Consider the following 17,702-nt stretch of genomic DNA (forward strand, 5'->3'; position numbering starts at 1 on the left):
TCGCTCACACCGCGGCCGTCAGGGCCTCGCTGAGCACGAAGCCCGGGTCGATCTGGGCCGCAAGGTCCGCACCCGTGCGCTCGTTTCCCCAACTGGTCGCGTTCTTCCGGTGGAAATGCGCCATCTGACGTGTGTACCGCTCCCAGTCGCGCAGTTCGTACGTCGCGTCGGCGGCCGCCTGGAGCATGCGAAGGGAGCGGCGGCTCGCATCCTCCAGGGACTCGAACCGGGGCGGGCGGCCCTTCTCCATGGACCGCACCCAGTCCGAGTGCCCCACCGTCACCAGCAGGTCGTCACCCACGTGGGCGCGGAGGAAGTCGATGTCGTCCGTGCCCTGCACCTTGTTGCCGACGACCCTCAGGATGACCCCGTAGTCCCGCGCGTACTCCTTGTACTGGCGGTAGACGGAAACCCCCTTCCGGGTCGGCTCGGCGACCAGGAACGTCATGTCGAAGCGGGTGAACATGCCGGAGGCGAAGGAATCCGAGCCCGCCGTCATGTCGACCACCACGTACTCGTCGCGGCCGTCCACCAGGTGGTTCAGGCACAGCTCCACCGCTCCCGTCTTGGAGTGGTAGCAGGCGACCCCCAGGTCGGCGTCCGTGAATGAGCCGGTGACCATCAGACGGACGGTGCCGCCGTCGAGCTCCACCGGATGCGCGCAGGCGTCGTAGACCGGGTTGTCCTCCCGCACGCGCAGCAGCCGCGACCCCTCCCCGGGGGGCGTGGTCTTGATCATCGTCTCGGGGGAGGCGATCCGCGGATTGGTACCGCGCAGATAGTCCTTGATCATCGGCAGCCGTTCGCCCATGGCGGGCAGTGCCGCGGCCTCGTCCTCGTCGAGCCCGAGCGCGGGCCCGAGGTGTTGGTTGATGTCCGCGTCGATGGCGATGACGGGCGCACCGGCGGCGGCGAGATGGCGGATGAACAGGGAGGACAGGGTGGTCTTGCCACTGCCGCCCTTCCCCACGAAAGCAATTTTCATATTCACGAAGAGTAGCGTCGCAGTAGCTGTCCGTGGCATGCCTGTGGAAAGAAGACCACCCCTTCGAAGGAGGGGGCCCGGGTGCGTAGGGTCGTACCCATGAGTACGACAGGTGCGTCCGCCGACCCGCTGGCGGCCCTTGGGGCGCTGCCCGGGGTCGCCGAGTCCGTGGAATCCGTGCGCAAGGCCGTGGACCGGGTCTACGGGCACCGGGTCATGCGGCGCCGCAGCAATGAGATCACCTCCGAGGCGGCGCTGCGTGGCGCGCGCGGCTCGGCCGCGCTGTCCGGCGCCGACTGGGCCTTGGAGGAGGTGCGGCGGCGCACCGACTTCAGCGCTGAGGACGGCGCCCGTACGGTCGGGGCCGCGCTGCGGCTGACCGCCGAGGCGGGGCAGCTGCTGTCCATCTGGCGGCAGTCACCCCTGCGGGTGCTCGCGCGGCTGCATCTGGTGGCGGCAGCGGATCCCGACCCGCGTGTGGGTCGCCCCCGGCAGGACGGCGAGGGCGTCGACGAGCCGCTGGTCGAGCTGCCGCTGCCGGACGCGGCCGAGGTCTCCGGCCGTCTCGAGGGACTCTCCGAGCTGATCATCGCGGGCGGCTCCGCGCCCGCGCTCGTGACCGCCGCCGTGGTACACGGCGAACTGCTCGCCCTGCGTCCCTTCGTGTCCCACAACGGTCTAGTCGCCCGCGCGGCGCAGCGCATCGTCCTGGTGGGGAGCGGACTCGACCCCAAGGCGGTCTGCGCGGCGGAGGTGGGCCACGCGGAACTGGGCCGGGCCGCCTACGTCGCCGCCCTGGACGGCTACGTGTCCGGCACCCCGGAGGGCATGGCGGCCTGGATCGCCCACTGCGCAAAGGCGGTCGAACTCGGCGTACGCGAGTCGACGGCGGTCTGCGAGGCGCTGCAGCGCGGGGCCGCTTAGGGATGGGAAAAGGCCCCCTCGGGGGGCCTTCGGCAATGGTTGCGGCGGTACGAAGTCTCGTACCGCCGCTGGCATGTTCACCGAGTTACCAAGCGTCCTCGATGGTCGCCCATCAGGTCGGGAACTTTGCCCGTCACCTGGTGCGGCTGGCCCGTAATCGACGGGTCGACGTCGCGTGGGTGCCCGGTGTTCATGCTCGGTCCGTGGGGCCAATTGCGTTTAAAAGGTGATCCTTTCGGATGTCCTTTGGTCTCGCGGGCCGTTAACCCCTTTGTACTCCAGGGCACGGACAAGCGGAAGCCCTTGATGCAGTTCTTTACTTTTACGTTCAAAAAGGTGTGAATCGGACGGGAATGTGCTTCTCCGGGGCGTCCGGACATTCACACCAGGGGTGCGCGGCGCCGGCTCGCGTACCAGACGAGTCCAGCCGTGGCCGCCGCCGCGCCTATCGCCGCCACCGCGAGGAGCGCGGGGCGCGGCGGCACCGACAACCGCTGCTTCAGCCGCACCGGGCGGTGGAAGTCGAGAATCGGCCATCCTCGCGCGAGTGCCTCGCGGCGCAGCGCCCGGTCGGGGTTCACGGCGTGCGGATGGCCGACGGCCTCCAGCATCGGCAGGTCGGTGATCGAGTCGCTGTACGCGTAGCAGCGCGCCAGGTCGTATCCCTCCGACTCCGCCAGTTCCCTGACCGCCTCCGCCTTCGTCGGCCCGTAGGCGTAGTACTCCACCTCGCCCGTGAAGCAGCCGTCGTCGCCCACGACCATCCGGGTCGCCACCACCCGGTCCGCGCCGAGCAGTTCGCCGATCGGCTCGACGACCTCGGCGCCCGACGTGGACACGATCACCACGTCGCGCCCGTTGCCGTGGTGCTCCTCGATGAGGGAGGCGGCCTCGTCGTAGATGATCGGGTCGATCAGGTCGTGGAGCGTCTCGGCGACGATCTCCTTCACCTGCCGGACGTTCCAGCCGCGGCACATCGCGGACAGGTACTCCCGCATCCGCTCCATCTGGTCGTGGTCGGCGCCGCCCACCAGGAACACGAACTGGGCATATGCGGTACGCAACGCCGCCCTGCGGTTGATCAGTCCCCCTTGGTAGAAGGACTTGCCGAAGGTGAGAGTGCTCGACTTCGCAATGACCGTCTTGTCCAGGTCAAAGAAGGCCGCTGTGCGGGGCAAGGAGTGGTTTTCCACGGGCCTGAGCATAGGGGCCCACCATTCGGCGTAAGGTGGGGCGTGTGGGTTTGCCTGAGAGGGCTCTCGGGTACACCATGGAAGTCACGGATCGTTCGCGACCGTGCTAACCCGGCCCGACTCCTCCCCCCCGAGTCGGCCGTGGGGACGACCCCCGCTCTCCCCCCCGGCGGGGGTCGTCGCATGTCCGGGTGGGTTTTTCTGTTTTTCGACGCCATTCCGCGGCCCCGTGGCGGCCTTGCGATGCACGCCCGGCCATGTCCATGACCTGTGACACTGCGTAGTCCCGGTGCTGCTCTGCGGTTGCCGCCGCGCCCTCACCGGTATGGGTGAAGGCGATATTCACAACCGCTGAGTTGTCCACAGTTATCGACCAAGATCCACAAGATTTCCGGGATCGCTGCACCTTGATTCCAGCGCGTCCGGCCGACGGCGAGTTCCCGCCGGTTCACGGCAAGCCAGTTCATGGCCCGTGCACGGCCGGTTCCGTTTGTCGGGCGCGTATGGCCGGTTCGTATCGGCCGGTCATATGGAGGCCGGTTGCCGGCTCTCCACACGGGCGGGAAGCGCGGGCCGCACAGGTCCGCGGACGCGCCCGGAGGAAGCAGCGAAGGGGGCTGGAACCGTGGCGGGAGCCATGACACACGACGGACCGGCCGCCGCCGAGGGGCGGCGGAGCGGACCGCTGATCGTCACCGAGGACGCCGAGCTCCTCGACGACCTGCTGCGCCTGTGCGCGGCCGCGGGCGCCAGAGCGGAGGTGCACCCGGGAGTGCCCGAGCAGCGGGGCGGCTGGGATGCGGCACCCCTGGTCCTGGTCGGCGACGACGCGGCGCGCCGGGTGCGCGGGGCCGTGCGCAGACGGGGAGTGGTGCTGGTCGGCCGGGATCAGGACGATCCCGGAGTCTGGCGGCGCGCCGTCGAGATCGGCGCCGATCACGTCCTGCTGCTGCCGGACGGCGAGCAGTGGCTGGTGGACCGCATCGCCGACGTGGCCGAGGGGGTCGGCCGGCCCGCGCTCACCGTCGGCGTGATCGGCGGGCGTGGCGGGGCCGGCGCCTCCACGCTCGCCTGCGCCCTCGCCGTCACCTCCGCGCGTGAGGGCAGGCGCACCCTGCTCGTGGACGCGGATTCGCTGGGCGGCGGACTAGACGTACTCCTCGGCGGGGAGACCACGGAAGGGCTGCGCTGGCCGGCGTTCGCCGCCTCCCGGGGGCGGGTGGGAAGCGGCGCCCTGGAGGAGTCCCTACCCCAGGTGCACGCGCTGCGGGTGCTGAGCTGGGACCGCGGCGACACCGTGGCCGTCCCGCCCCAGGCGGTCCGCGCGGTCCTGGCCGCGGCCCGGCGACGCGGCGGCGCTGTCGTCGTCGATCTCCCGCGCCGTGTCGACGAGGGGGTCGCCGAGGTCCTCGCGCAGCTGGACGTCGGGATCCTGGTGGTCCCCGGAGAACTGCGGGGGGTCGCGGCCGCGCGGCGGGTGGCGTCCGCGGTCGGCATGGTCCTCGGCGATCTGCGGATCGCGGTACGGGGGCCCTACACGCCCGGGCTGGACGACCGGGAGGTGGCGCGACTGCTGGGGCTGCCGCTGGTCGGCGAGGTGCCGTACGAGACGCCACCGGCGGACGGTTCGGTACCGCCCGGGGGAGCGGCGCGGGGGTCGCTCGCCCGGTTCTGCTCGGCCTTCTGGGAGCGGGCGCTGGCCGAGGCGGGTGACCCCGTATGACCACGGGCTGGGGCGCGACGGCAGGTACGGCGGGGCCCGGTGCCGGGGCGGACGCGGATACCGGCGTGGTGGGGTCCGGCGAGCGGACGCGGCTGCTGGACGGAGTGCGGCAGTGGCTTGCCGAGAGCGGGGCCGAGCCGACCCCCGCACGCGTGGCGCAGGCGCTGCGGGAGCAGGGGCGGGTGCTCGGGGATGCGGAAGTGCTGGGCGCGGCCCGGCAGCTGCGGTCCGAACTGGTCGGCAGCGGCCCTCTGGAACCGTTGCTCGCCGACCCGTCCGTGACCGACGTCCTGGTGTCCGCGCCGGACCGGGTGTGGGTGGACCGGGGTGCCGGACTGGAGCTGACGGAGGTGTCCTTCCCGGACGCTGCGACCGTACGGCGCCTCGCGCAGCGGTTGGCCGCCGTGGCCGGCCGGCGGCTCGACGACGCCCGACCGTGGGTCGACGCCCGCCTGCCGGACGGCACCCGTCTGCACGCGGTGCTGCCGCCGGTCGCGGTCGGCTCGACATGCCTGTCACTGCGGGTCGTACGGCCCCGGGCGTTCACCCTCGACGAACTCGTGGCGGCGGGCACGGTGCCGCCGGGCGGGGACCGGGTGCTGCGGGCACTGATCGCCTCCCGGCTCTCCTATGTGATCAGTGGCGGAACCGGTTCGGGCAAGACCACGCTGCTGAGCGCGCTCCTGGGCGTGGTGGGGTCGAGCGAGCGGATCGTGCTCGCCGAGGACTCGGCTGAGCTGCGCCCCGACCACCCGCATGTGGTGCGCCTGGAGGGGCGGCCCGCGAACCAGGAGGGCGTGGGGCTCGTCGAGCTCCAGGACCTGGTGCGGCAGGCACTGCGCATGAGACCCGACCGGCTCGTCGTCGGCGAGGTGCGCGGCCCCGAGGTGGTGTCCCTGCTGGCCGCGCTGAACACGGGCCACGAAGGCGGCTGCGGCACGCTCCACGCGAACGCGGCGGCCCAGGTGCCCGCCCGGCTGGAAGCGCTCGGCACGGCGGCGGGCCTGGACCGGGCCGCGCTGCACAGCCAGTTGGCGGCCGCGCTGTCGGTGGTCATCCACCTCGTGCGCGACCGGACCGGGCGGCGCCGGATCGCGGAGGTGCATGTGCTGGAGCGGGACGCGTCCGGGCTCGTGGTGACGGTGCCCGCGCTGCGGTGGGGACCGGAGGCCTTCGCGCGCGAGCGGGGATGGGAGCGGCTGCGGGAGCTGCTCCGGAACGGAAGTGGGGGCAGTGAGGGGGAGGTGCTGTGAGCGGGGTCGGTCGGATGGCAGTCGGTGGGACGGGGCTCGGGAAGATGACGGCTGGAAGTGTGCCGGGGATCGGTCATCTGGCGGTCGGCGTGGTCCTGGTGTGTGCCGGGACGGCGGCCTGGATGGCGAGCGGCCCCAACACGGCGGCCCGCCGGGCCCGGTTGCTGTTCGCGGGTGGCGGCGCCGCGGCGCGGGGCGGTCCGCCGCCCTGGGAGCGGTTCGTGCTCCGGGCGCGGCGGTTGCCCGTGGAGTGGTGGTCGGTGGCCGTGGGCGCGGTGATCGCGCTGCTCGGGACGTCTCTTCTGCCCCTGGTGGCCGGAGCCGTGGGTGTGCCGGTGCTGCGCCGGGTGCGGCGGACGCGCGAGGCGGGGCAGGCACGGGAAGCGCGTGGCGAGGGGGTGATCGCGCTGTGCGGCGCGCTCGCCGGGGAGTGCGCGCGCCGCCGTCAGCCGGGCGAGGCACTGCTGCGGGCGGCTCGGGACTCCGGCGGGCTCGGCGAGGCCCAGGCGGCGGTGCTGGCGGCTGCGCGGTTCGGCGGGGACGTCCCGGGCGCGCTCGCGGACGCGGCACGGCAGCCGGGGCCGACGGGCTGTCCGGGCTCGCCGCGTGCTGGCGGGTGGCCGTGGACCGGGGTGCGGGACTGGCGGCCGGGCTGGACCGGCTGGAAGCGGCACTGCGTGCTGAGTGCGACCAACGCGCCGATCTGCAAGCGCAGTTGGCGGGCGCCCGGTCGACGGCGTTCCTGCTCGCCGGGCTGCCGGTCCTCGGACTGCTGCTGGGCACCGCGCTCGGCGCACGCCCGCTGCACGTGCTCCTGCACACCGGGGCGGGGCTGGCGTGCCTGGTGGTCGGTGGCGTGCTGGAAGGGGCGGGGCTGTGGTGGGCGCTGCGGATCGTGCGCGGGGCGGAGGCGGCGTGAGCGCGGGCGTTGTCCACAGGCTGGGGATGTTGTGCGCGGTGCTGGCGCTGTGGTGGCCGGCGCGGGCACTCGTCGTCGCGCGGCGGGAGCGGAGAGTGCGGCGGCGGGTGGATGCGGTCCTGGCGGGTGCGGGTGCCGGTGCGGCGCAGGAGCGATGGCGTGAGCGGGTGCCGGCTGGAGTGCCGGGTCGGGCCGAGGTGCGGGATGCCGTGCGGCGGTGGCTGCCGGTCGCCGGGGCGCTGTGTGCCGGCTGGGTGGTGATCGGGGGGTTCGTCGGGCTGGGGGCCGGACTGGTCACCGGGTTCGGCCTGGCGCGGTGGCGGGCCCGGCAGGAGCGCGACCGCCACACCGAGGAGTACGACCCTGCCGTGGCCGCTCGTCAGCTCCCGTTGGCCGCCGACCTGCTGGCGGCGTGCATCGCGGCGGGCGCGAGCCCGGTGTCGGCAGCCCAGGCGGTGGGCGAGGCCTTGGCGGGACCGGTCGGGGAGCGGCTGGCGCGGGGCGCGGCCGAGGTGCGGCTCGGGGGCGAACCGGCCGATGCGTGGCAGCGGCTCGCCACGCTCCCCGGCGCGGGAGCACTGGCGCGGCTCCTTGAACGGGCGGGCGATTCCGGTGCCCCGGCGGCCGCACCGGTCGGGCGCCTCGCGGCTCAGGCGCGGGCCGAGTGGGCCCGAGAGGCGACGGCACGGGCGCGCCGCGCGGGCGTCCTGGTCACCGCCCCCGTGGGGCTGTGCTTCCTGCCCGCGTTCATCGCGGTCGGGGTGCTGCCCGTGGTGATCGGGCTGGCGGGAGGGCTGCTGGGAGGAGGTGGGAAATGAGGGTGCACGACATCCGGTGACGGCTGACGGGCCTGGCGGGCCTGACGGGCCTGACGGGCCTGACGGGCCTGACGGGCCTGACGGGCCTGACGGACCTGACGGACCTGACGGACCTGACGGACCGGAGAACGGCCGCGGCCGGACAGAGAACGACCGACAAACGGCTACGTGAACGACCAGACGACAACAGAACCTCACGGGGGTTGATATGAGCAAGGCGGTACGAGTACGAGCCCGGGCGCGTGCGCTGGTGCGCCGGCTGCGGGCGGTGGCGCGCAAGGACGCGGGCATGGTCACGTCCGAGTACGCGGTGGGGATCATCGCCGCGGTGGCCTTCGCGGCGGTCCTCTACAAGGTGCTGACGAGCGGGCAGGTCAGCGCGGAACTGCAGGCGATCGTGAAACGCGCGCTCAGTGTCCGGATGTGACGGCGCGAGGGCGCGCCCGGGAGCGGGCCGGGGCCGGGACCAGGGATTCGTGACGGCCGAGACCGCGGTCGTGCTGCCCGCTCTGGTGCTCTTCGCGATGGCCCTCGTCTGGGCCTTGTCGGCCGCGTCCGCGCAGATCCGGTGCGTGGACGCGGCCCGCGCGGGGGCCCGGGCGGCGGCTCGGCAGGAGCCGCCGGGCGTGGTGCGGGACACGACCCGGCAGGCGGCTCCGGACGGCGCGAGGATCACGGTCAGCCGACAGGGCGATCTGGTACGCGTCCTTGTCGTGGCGCATCCCCCGGGCCCGGATGTGTTCCCTCTCGAACTGCGCCACGAAGCGGTGGCGTTGGCGGAGGAGACGGTGGGGGTGAGGCAGTGAGGGGGCGTGAACCGGTCGCCGTACGGAGGCTCTCGGAGGCCCTCGATGTACGGAGGCTCTTGGAGGCCCTCGACGCCCGTGCGGCGGCGGCTCGTTCGGATCGCGGCACCGCCACCGTCTGGGTCGTGTGCCTGCTCGGCGCGATGTGTGCCGTGTTCGGCGTCCTGCTGGCCCAGGGCGAGGTCGTGCTGGCCCGGCATCGTGCGGCCGGTGCGGCCGACCTCGCCGCACTCGCGGCCGCGGACCACTGGATGGACGGAGGCGGCAAGGCGTGCGCCACGGCGGCCCGGGTGGCCCGGGCCCAGGGAAGCAGGCTCGTGCGGTGCGCCCTCGCGGGGGCGGTCTCCGACGTCACGGCGGCGTCGGCCGCGGGGCCGTTCACCACCGAGGTCAGGGCGAGGGCGGGGCCGGCGGAGCCGAGGGCGCCGCAGCCGCCGGACCGCTCGCCGCCTCCTCGGGGGCCCCGCGCAGCAGCACCGTGAGGAGGCGTACGGCACCCCTCTTGTGCAGCGGATCATTGCCGTTGCCGCACTTCGGGGACTGGATGCAGGACGGGCAGCCCGCCTCGCACTCGCAGGACGCGATGGCCTCACGGGTGGCGGACAGCCAGGCGCGGGCCGTGTGGAAGGCGCGCTCGGCGAAGCCCGCGCCGCCCGGGTGGCCGTCGTACACGAAGACCGTGGGCAGGAGCGTGTCCGGGTGCAGCGGCACCGAGACGCCTCCGATGTCCCAGCGGTCGCAGGTGGCGAAGAGCGGAAGCATGCCGATCGACGCGTGTTCGGCCGCGTGCAGCGCGCCTCCGAGGATCTCCGGGCCGATCCGGGCCTGGTCCAGTTGGTCCTCGGTGACCGTCCACCACACGGCGCGGGTGCGCAGCGTGCGAGGAGGGAGGTCGAGTTTCGTCTCGCCCAGCACTTCACCGGTGATGACACGCCGACGCAGAAAGGAGACGACCTGGTTGGTGACCTCGACGGAGCCGTAGCACAACCGGCCCTCGCCCCAAGGGATCTCCACGTCCGTCTCCAGTACGGAGATGGAGGTCGTGTCGCGGGCGACCGTGGTGTACGGCGGGTTGGCCTCCTCGACCAGGGCGACGGAGTCCTCCAGGTCGAGCGACCGCACCAGGTACGTACGGCCCTGGTGCAGATGGACCGCGCCCTCGTGGACCGTCGTGTGGGCGGCGCCCGCGTCGACCGTGCCGAGCAGCCGACCGGTGCCGGCCTCGACGATCTGGACCGGGCGCCCGCCCGCCCCGCGGATGTCCGTGAGGTCGGCGGCCCGCTCCCGGCGTGTCCAGTGCCAGGTCCTCGTGCGGCGGCGCAGCAGCTTCGCGGCCTCCAGCTGCGGCAGCACGTCCGCGCACGCGGGACCGAACAACTCCAGGTCTTCTTCCGTCAGCGGCAGCTCGGCCGCCGCCGCGCACAGGTGCGGGGCGAGGACGTAGGGGTTGTCCGGATCGAGGACCGTGGACTCCACCGGCTGGTCGAAGAGGGCCTCGGGGTGGTGGACGAGGAACGTGTCCAGAGGGTCGTCACGGGCGACCAGTACCGCGAGCGCGCCCTGCCCGGCACGGCCCGCGCGCCCCGCCTGCTGCCACAGCGACGCGCGTGTCCCCGGGTACCCGGCGATCAGCACGGCGCCGAGCCCGGACACGTCCACGCCGAGCTCCAGGGCGGTCGTCGCGGCGAGGCCGAGGAGTTCCCCGGAGTGGAGGGCCCGCTCCAGGGCGCGGCGTTCCTCGGGAAGGTAACCGCCGCGGTAGGCGGCCACGCGGCGGGCCAGGGAGCGGTCGACCTCCGCCAGGCGTTCCTGGGCGATCACCGAGATCAGCTCGGCGCCGCGGCGGGAGCGGACGAAGGCGACCGAGCGCACGCCCTGGACGGTCAGGTCGGTCAGCAGGTCGGCGGTCTCGGCGGTGGCCGTGCGCCGGACGGGCGCGCCCCGCTCTCCGTGCAGCTCGGTGAGCGGCGGCTCCCACAGGGCGAAGACCAGCTCGCCACGCGGGGAGGCGTCGTCCGCGACCTCGACGACCGGCAGGCCGGTGAGGCGGCGGGCGGCCACCGAGGGCTCGGCGGCGGTCGCGGAGGCCAGCAGGAAGACGGGTGAGGCGCCGTAGCGGGCGCACAGGCGGCGCAGCCGGCGCAGGACCTGGGCGACGTGGGAGCCGAAGACGCCGCGGTAGGTGTGGCACTCGTCGATGACGACGTACTTCAGGGCGCGCAGGAAGGAGGACCAGCGCGGATGGGAGGGCAATATGCCGCGATGCAGCATGTCGGGGTTGGTCAGGACGTAGTTGCCGTACTGGCGTACCCATTCCCGTTCCTCGGGCGGCGTGTCGCCGTCGTAGACCGCGGCGCGGATCGCCGTGCCGAGAGGGTGTGAAAGTTCCTTCACCGATCGGCACTGATCCGCCGCGAGGGCCTTGGTGGGGGCGAGGTACAGGGCGGTCGCGCCCCGGCCGTTCGGAGCCTCGGCGCCGTCCAGCAGCCGCGACAGCACCGGGACCAGGTAGGCGAGCGACTTGCCCGACGCGGTGCCCGTGGCGACGACCACCGAGTCGCCGTCCAGGGCGTGCTCGGCGGCGAGCGCCTGGTGGGCCCAGGGGTGCTCGATGCCCGCGCGGCGCACGGCGGCGACGACCTCGGCACGGATCCGGTCCGGCCAGACGGCATGGCGGCCCTCTCGCGGGGGCAAGTGCTCCGTATGAGTGATGCGCGCAGCTCGGCTCGGACCCGAGGCGAGCCGGTCCAGCACCGTGCCCGGCGAGAGGCCGGACACGGGGCCCGTCGTGGGTCGATCGGATCGGTGATTCTTGGCCATCGGCACCGAGTGTGTCACTGGCGTGACGGACAATGGGTCCAAGGCGTCGTACACGCCTGCCGGTAAGTGATTGAATGCCATCGCGGCTGGCGAACCGTCCCGGGGGCTGAAGCCGAGGTGCCCGAGGGGCGACCGCTCGATAGCAAGGTGCTGGAGGATCCGTGGACCTGTCCCTGTCGACCCGTACCGTCGGCGATCGTACGGTCGTCGAGGTCGGTGGCGAAATCGACGTATATACCGCGCCCAAGCTGCGCGAGCAGCTGGTCGAGCTGGTGAACGACGGGAATTTCCACCTCGTCGTCGACATGGAGGGCGTGGACTTCCTCGACTCCACCGGGCTCGGCGTGCTGGTAGGCGGCTTGAAGCGTGTTCGAGCCCATGAGGGCTCCCTGCGCCTGGTGTGCAACCAGGAGCGCATTCTCAAGATCTTCCGCATCACCGGCCTCACCAAGGTGTTCCCGATTCACACCTCGGTCGAGGAAGCGGTGTCGGCCACCGACTGACCCCGCTTCCGGGCCGTGGTGCCCGGACGGCAGAAGCAAGAGCGGGGGGCGCGGGCCGGCACGGCCCGGCCCCCCGACCGCACGCCCGAAGTTCTGAGGGGGATGCATGGCCACCGTTGAACTCCGCTTCAGCGCGCTGCCCGAACACGTCAGGACCGCCCGGCTCGTGGCGGCGGCGGTGGCGCGCCGGGCCGGGGTGGAGGAGGCCGCACTCGACGAGGTCAGGCTCGCCGTCGGGGAGGCCTGCTCCCGGGCCGTCGGACTGCACCAGAGCAACGGCATTTCGGCGCCGGTGCGAGTGCTGCTGACCGAGGAGGAGAAACAGTTCTCCATCGAGGTCGGCGACGAGGCGCCGCACATCGTGCCCGGGGACGATCCGGCGGGTGGCGACGCGGTCGAGGCGGAGGCGGAGGCCGAGGAGGACGAGATGGGCCTCGCGGTCATCAGTGGCCTCGTCGACGACGTGGAGGTCACCACCGGGGAGAACGGCGGAATGATCAGAATGAGCTGGCCGACCACGCCGCCCGGCGCCGCCGTGTTCCCCGCCTGACGGCACGTTTCTCCCACAAGACGAAGACTTCTCCGGAAGGGTCCTGCCTGTGCAGGGCCCTTCTTTTTGTAAAGTCGTATCGTAATTCGTGAAGCGCTTCACGTGAATGAATTCACGATCGATAGCGCGATAATTTGATCAAGAGTCCATCTCGTCAATGGTTTTGGGGCGTTACCACTTTCGGGTTCTGTGGCTGATGTGCGATCTTTTCCTGAAGAGCAAGTGACGTCTCAATCGGTTTACCGCGCACTGTTTTGATCAGGTTCCGGTACCTACAATCCGTCCACATCTTGAGCTCAGCCCAAGCGTCAAGGAGGACGAATGGCGGGGCTTTCTACCCCTCAACAGTTTGACCACCCCTCAGCCCTCGCGGCCGCGGTCCTGACACACGACAACCGCATGATCGTGGTGGTCATCGCGGCCGTCGCGCTGGCGGCCCTCGTGGTGGCCGGGATTCTGGTGCGCGAGGTGCTCGCGGCCGGCGAGGGCACCGACAACATGAAGAAGATCGCGGCCGCGGTCCAGGAAGGCGCGAACGCCTATCTGGCCCGGCAGTTGCGCACGCTCGGCGTATTCGCCGTGGTCGTGTTCTTCCTGCTCATGCTGCTGCCCGCGGACGACTGGAATCAGCGCGCCGGACGGTCGGTGTTCTTCCTGATCGGTGCGGCGTTCTCGGCGGCCACCGGCTATATCGGTATGTGGCTCGCCGTGCGCAGCAATGTGCGCGTCGCCGCGGCGGCGCGCGAGGCGACCCCGGCGGAGGGTGAGCCGGAAAAGGACCTCACCGCCGTCTCGCACCGGGCGATGAAGATCGCTTTCCGCACAGGCGGTGTCGTCGGCATGTTCACGGTGGGGCTCGGTCTGCTGGGCGCCTCCTGTGTGGTGCTCGTCTACGCGGCGAACGCCCCGAAAGTCCTCGAGGGCTTCGGTCTGGGCGCCGCGCTGATCGCCATGTTCATGCGTGTCGGCGGCGGCATCTTCACCAAGGCCGCCGACGTCGGCGCCGACCTGGTCGGCAAGGTCGAGCAGGGCATTCCGGAGGACGATCCGCGCAATGCCGCGACCATCGCCGACAACGTGGGCGACAACGTCGGCGACTGCGCGGGGATGGCTGCCGACCTCTTCGAGTCGTACGCCGTCACGCTCGTCGCCGCGCTGATCCTTGGCAAGGCCGCGTTCGGCGACTCCGGACTGGCGTTCCCGCTGATCGTGCCCGCGATCGGGGTCGTGACCGCGATGATCGGCATCTTCGCGGTGGCCCCGCGCCGGGCCGACCGCAGCGGCATGTCCGCGATCAACCGGGGCTTCTTCATCTCCGCGGTGATCTCGCTGGGGCTCGTCGCGGCGGCCGTCTTCGCCTACCTGCCGTCGTCGTACGCCGCCCTCAAGGGTGTCACCGATGCGGCGATCCGTGCCAAGAGCGGCGATCCGCGGATCCTCGCGCTCGTCGCGGTCGCCATCGGCATCCTGCTGGCCGCCCTGATCCAGCAGCTGACCGGCTACTTCACCGAGACCAGCCGCCGTCCCGTGCGGGACATCGGCAAGACCTCGCTGACGGGTCCCGCCACCGTGGTCCTCGCCGGTATCTCCGTCGGTCTGGAATCGGCCGTCTACACGGCGTTGCTGATCGGTCTCGGCGTCTACGGGGCGTTCCTGCTCGGCGGTACGTCGATCATGCTCGCGCTGTTCGCGGTGGCGCTGGCCGGCACGGGCCTGCTCACCACGGTCGGCGTGATCGTCGCCATGGACACCTTCGGCCCGGTCTCCGACAACGCACAGGGCATCGCCGAGATGTCCGGCGACGTCCAGGGCTCGGGCGCGCAGGTGCTCACCGATCTGGACGCCGTGGGCAACACCACCAAGGCGATCACCAAGGGCATCGCCATCGCCACCGCCGTTCTCGCGGCGTCGGCGCTCTTCGGCTCGTACCGGGACGCCATCACCACGGCCGCCCAGGACGTGGGTGAGAGGGTCGGTGACGGCGGGCCGATGAGCCTCGTCATGGACATCTCGCAGCCCAACAACCTGGTCGGCCTCATCGCCGGCGCGGCGGTCGTCTTCCTCTTCTCGGGGCTGGCGATCAACGCGGTGTCGCGGGCGGCCGGTGCGGTGGTCTTCGAGGTGCGGCGGCAGTTCCGCGACCGGCCCGGGATCATGAACTACACGGAGAAACCGGAGTACGGCAAGGTCGTCGACATCTGCACCAAGGACGCCCTCAGGGAGCTGGCCACGCCCGGTCTGCTCGCCGTCATGGCGCCCATCGCCCTCGGGTTCACGCTCGGCGTCGGAGCGCTCGGCGCCTACCTCGCGGGCGCGATCGGCACCGGCACGCTGATGGCGGTCTTCCTCGCCAACTCCGGAGGCGCCTGGGACAACGCCAAGAAGCTCGTCGAGGACGGCCACCACGGCGGAAAGGGAAGCGAGGCGCACGCCGCGACGGTGATCGGCGACACGGTCGGCGACCCGTTCAAGGACACCGCAGGCCCGGCGATCAACCCGCTGCTGAAGGTGATGAACCTGGTGTCGCTGCTGATCGCGCCCGCGGTCGTCAAGTTCTCCTACGGCAGCGACAAGAACATCGGCGTGCGGATCGCCGTCGCGGTGCTCTCGCTCGTCGTGATCGTGCTCGCGGTGTACGTGTCCAAGCGGCGCGGGATCGCCGTGGGTGACGAAGACAACGCCGAGAAGGTGTCCAAGCCCGCTGATCCGGCGGTGGTGTCGTAGCCCGGCTGGACGGCACCCCGCTCTTACGCCTGGTCAGATACGGGCACACGGGCGGGCGTACGGCGCTCCTCGAGAGGCCGTGCGCCCGCCCTTGTCCGTGTGCGGGGCCCTCTCGTGAGCCTTCTCTCGCGTGGTGCAAAAGGCGCCAATCGCACCCATAGGTGATATTCGGCCTCCGGGCGCCGCCCGATTGGCGTGTATCTTCCGGGCCGAGAGAGCCATGGAAGGGACCAATCCGGTGAACAAGAAGCTCGCGACCACAGTGTCCGGCGGTGCGGTGCTGGTACTGGCGCTGTCGGCCTGCACCAGCGGTGGCAAGAGCCAGACCGACGACAAGCTGGCCTCCTGGGCCAAGCAGGTCTGCGACGCGGTGCCGGCGCAGAACGCGAAGATCAAGGCCGCCAACGACGCGATCACGAAGGCGGCCTCGGACACCACGAACCCGCCTCAGACCATCCAGAAGACCGACTCCCAGGCCTTCCAGGACATGTCCGACGGCTACAAGTCGCTCGCGACCGCCCTGAACAACGCCGGAGCGCCCCCCGGCGTCGACGGCGGTGCGCAGCGGCAGCAGGACGCCGTCAAGACCCTGAACAACCTCTCCGCGTCCTACGCCGACCTGAAGAAGAAGGTGGACGCGCTCAACACGAAGGACCAGGGCAAGTTCGCGTCCGGGCTGCACGACATCGCGGCCCAGATGACCGAGCTGGAGAAGCAGAACCAGAGCGGGACCACGGCGCTGAAGAACCTCGAACAGGGCGACGTCAAGAAGGCGATCGCGGAGCAGGCGAGCTGCAAGAAGGCGGCCGCTACGGCCTCGGCGACTGCGGGCTGAGTCCGCCCGCACGCCACAATGGGGGCGTGAGTACCCCCAGTCGCACCCTGCCCTCCCTGGACCGCACCGATGTCTCCGCACGGCTGCGGGACGCCCTGCTCGGCGCCTCCTTCACCGCCGACGGGCTGCTCGACCTGCTCGGAGCGCCCGCGTACGCGGCGCTCGCGCGGAGCGAGACCGTCCCCGCACTCCGGGCGACGCGCGGGGACACGCCGCTGGAGACACTCGTACGGATGTTCCTGCTGCAACAACCCGTGCTCCACGCGCGCGTGGCCGACGTCGTGCCCCTCGACGCCTGCCTGGAGGCGGGCTGGCTGGTGCGCACCGGCGGGGACGAGGTCGCCGCGACCGTGGACGTGCGGCCGTACGGCGGGCCGGACGGCGAGGACTGGTTCATCGTCTCCGACCTCGGGTGTGCCGTCGGAGGTGCGGGGGGCATCGGCAGCCGCGACGAAAGCGTCGTCCTAGGGGTCGGCGGCGCCTCCACCACCCTCGCCGGCATCACCGTACGGACCCCAGTCGGCTCGGCCCTCGACCTCGGCACCGGCTCCGGGATCCAGGCGCTGCACGCCGCCCAGCACGCCACGCGCGTGACCGCGACCGACGTCAACCCGCGCGCCCTGCACATCGCCGCACTCACCCTCGCGCTGTCCGGCGCCCCGGCCGCCGATCTGCGCCAGGGGTCGCTCTTCGAGCCGGTCCGGGACGACGAGACGTTCGACCTGATCGTCTCGAACCCGCCCTTCGTGATCTCCCCCGGCGCCCGGCTCACCTACCGTGACGGTGGGATGGGCGGGGACGATCTGTGCCGCACGCTCGTTCAGGGGTCGGGGGAGCGGCTGAACGTGGGCGGGTTCGCGCAGTTCCTCGCCAACTGGCAGCACGTGGAAGGGGAGGACTGGCAGGACAGGCTCAGGTCGTGGGTGCCGCGCGGGTGCGACGCGTGGATCGTGCAGCGCGAGGTGCAGGACATCACGCAGTACGCCGAGCTGTGGCTGAGGGACGCCGGGGACCACCGCGGCGATGCGGCCGAGTACCAGGCGCGGTACGACGCGTGGCTGGACGAGTTCGAGGCGCGCAAGGTGCGCGCGGTCGGATTCGGCTGGATCGCCCTGCGCAGGACCGACGCGGCCGAGCCCTCGATCACGGTCGAGGAGTGGCCGCATCCGGTCGAACAGCCTCTCGGGGACACGGTGCGTGCGCACTTCGACCGCGTCGACTACCTGCGGGCGCACGACGACGCGGCCCTGCTCGCCGGCCACTTCAGGCTCGCCGCCGAAGTCGTCCAGGAGCAGGTCGGGCTGCCCGGCGCCGAGGACCCGGAGCACGTGGTGCTGCGGCAGAACCGGGGGATGCGCCGCGCCACCAAGGTGGACACGGTCGGCGCGGGCTTCGCGGGCGTCTGCGACGGCACGCTGAGCGCGGGGCGGATCCTGGACGCCATCGCCCAGCTGGTCGGCGAGGACCCCGTGCTGCTGCGCGACCGCACGCCCGCACAGATCCGGTTGCTGGTCGAGCAGGGGTTCCTGGAGCCTGCGCGCTGACGGGCGGCGAGGCCGAGTGGGGCCGCTGGGCCGTTGGGATCATTGGCGCGGAGGGCCATCCGAGGCGGTCGGCCTTGGGGCGGTTGGGGCCGCGGGGGCCCGGGT

At 71.9% G+C, this 17,702-nt stretch carries 15 protein-coding genes and 1 pseudogene; 13 read left to right on the forward strand and 3 right to left on the reverse strand.

All coding sequences use genetic code 11. The annotated features are described in order from the left end of the window. Positions 1-4: 4 nt before the first annotated feature. Positions 5-985, reverse strand: a complete 981-nt coding sequence (locus tag N8I84_RS22330; RefSeq protein WP_263231166.1) for an ATP-binding protein — start codon at positions 983-985, stop codon at positions 5-7. 99 nt (positions 986-1,084) lie between these two features. Between N8I84_RS22330 and N8I84_RS22335 the strand changes: the two genes are divergently transcribed. Continuing rightward, positions 1,085-1,909: a Fic family protein gene (locus tag N8I84_RS22335; RefSeq protein WP_263231167.1), complete on the forward strand. Its 825-nt coding sequence runs from the start codon at positions 1,085-1,087 to the stop codon at positions 1,907-1,909. Between the two features lie 380 nt (positions 1,910-2,289). Here N8I84_RS22335 and N8I84_RS22340 read toward each other — a convergent pair whose 3' ends face one another. Then, a complete protein-coding gene (locus N8I84_RS22340; protein WP_263231168.1) occupies positions 2,290-3,114 on the reverse strand; it encodes an HAD family hydrolase in 825 nt (274 codons plus the stop codon). Between the two features lie 613 nt (positions 3,115-3,727). Here N8I84_RS22340 and ssd point away from each other — a divergent pair. The 7 genes and pseudogenes from ssd (at position 3,728) to N8I84_RS22375 (ending at position 9,103) form a co-directional block, all read left to right on the forward strand. Continuing rightward, positions 3,728-4,825 carry a septum site-determining protein Ssd gene (gene ssd, locus N8I84_RS22345; protein WP_263231169.1) on the forward strand — a complete coding sequence of 366 codons (1,098 nt, stop codon included), beginning with the start codon at positions 3,728-3,730 and terminating at the stop codon, positions 4,823-4,825. Beyond that, positions 4,822-6,078, forward strand: a complete 1,257-nt coding sequence (locus N8I84_RS22350) for a TadA family conjugal transfer-associated ATPase (protein WP_263231170.1) — start codon at positions 4,822-4,824, stop codon at positions 6,076-6,078. Before ssd ends, N8I84_RS22350 begins: the two co-directional genes overlap by 4 nt. Positions 6,079-6,122: 44 nt before the next feature. Continuing rightward, positions 6,123-6,997 (forward strand): annotated as a pseudogene (locus N8I84_RS22355) (type II secretion system F family protein). Further along, entirely contained in the window at positions 6,994-7,815 is an 822-nt protein-coding gene (locus tag N8I84_RS22360) for a type II secretion system F family protein (protein ID WP_263231172.1), read from the forward strand. The pseudogene N8I84_RS22355 and the gene N8I84_RS22360 overlap by 4 nt, the downstream one beginning before the upstream one ends. Before the next feature lie 208 nt (positions 7,816-8,023). Next, a complete protein-coding gene (locus tag N8I84_RS22365) occupies positions 8,024-8,242 on the forward strand; it encodes a DUF4244 domain-containing protein (protein WP_263231173.1) in 219 nt (72 codons plus the stop codon). Further along, on the forward strand, positions 8,229-8,621 hold the full coding sequence (locus N8I84_RS22370) for a TadE family type IV pilus minor pilin (RefSeq protein ID WP_263231174.1): 393 nt from the start codon (positions 8,229-8,231) through the stop codon (positions 8,619-8,621). Before N8I84_RS22365 ends, N8I84_RS22370 begins: the two co-directional genes overlap by 14 nt. A 59-nt stretch (positions 8,622-8,680) precedes the next feature. Continuing rightward, positions 8,681-9,103: an Rv3654c family TadE-like protein gene (locus tag N8I84_RS22375; RefSeq protein WP_263234855.1), complete on the forward strand. Its 423-nt coding sequence runs from the start codon at positions 8,681-8,683 to the stop codon at positions 9,101-9,103. On the opposite strand, the gene N8I84_RS22380 is transcribed toward N8I84_RS22375, so the two are convergent. Then, the gene (locus N8I84_RS22380) at positions 9,012-11,522 is read right to left on the reverse strand and encodes a DEAD/DEAH box helicase (protein WP_263231175.1); all 2,511 of its coding nucleotides are present in this window, start codon (positions 11,520-11,522) and stop codon (positions 9,012-9,014) included. The two genes, N8I84_RS22375 and N8I84_RS22380, sit on opposite strands and share 92 nt — an antisense overlap. 80 nt (positions 11,523-11,602) lie before the next feature. Here N8I84_RS22380 and bldG point away from each other — a divergent pair, with 80 nt between their 5' ends. The 5 genes from bldG to N8I84_RS22405 all read left to right on the forward strand — a co-directional run bounded on the left by bldG (position 11,603) and on the right by N8I84_RS22405 (position 17,597). After that, positions 11,603-11,944 carry an anti-sigma factor antagonist BldG gene (gene bldG / locus N8I84_RS22385; RefSeq protein WP_103840429.1) on the forward strand — a complete coding sequence of 114 codons (342 nt, stop codon included), beginning with the start codon at positions 11,603-11,605 and terminating at the stop codon, positions 11,942-11,944. Positions 11,945-12,050: 106 nt separating this feature from the next. Further along, positions 12,051-12,494, forward strand: a complete 444-nt coding sequence (locus N8I84_RS22390; protein WP_263231176.1) for an ATP-binding protein — start codon at positions 12,051-12,053, stop codon at positions 12,492-12,494. Positions 12,495-12,815: 321 nt separating this feature from the next. Next, positions 12,816-15,218: a sodium-translocating pyrophosphatase gene (locus N8I84_RS22395; protein ID WP_263231177.1), complete on the forward strand. Its 2,403-nt coding sequence runs from the start codon at positions 12,816-12,818 to the stop codon at positions 15,216-15,218. A gap of 220 nt (positions 15,219-15,438) precedes the next feature. Continuing rightward, positions 15,439-16,053 (forward strand): small secreted protein, encoded by a 615-nt coding sequence (locus N8I84_RS22400; protein ID WP_263231178.1) that lies wholly within the window; start codon positions 15,439-15,441, stop codon positions 16,051-16,053. A gap of 26 nt (positions 16,054-16,079) precedes the next feature. After that, entirely contained in the window at positions 16,080-17,597 is a 1,518-nt protein-coding gene (locus N8I84_RS22405; protein WP_263231179.1) for a class I SAM-dependent methyltransferase, read from the forward strand. The last annotated feature ends 105 nt before the right edge of the window (positions 17,598-17,702 follow it).

It is taken from the genome of Streptomyces cynarae (assembly GCF_025642135.1).
GTDB lineage: Bacteria > Actinomycetota > Actinomycetes > Streptomycetales > Streptomycetaceae > Streptomyces > Streptomyces cynarae.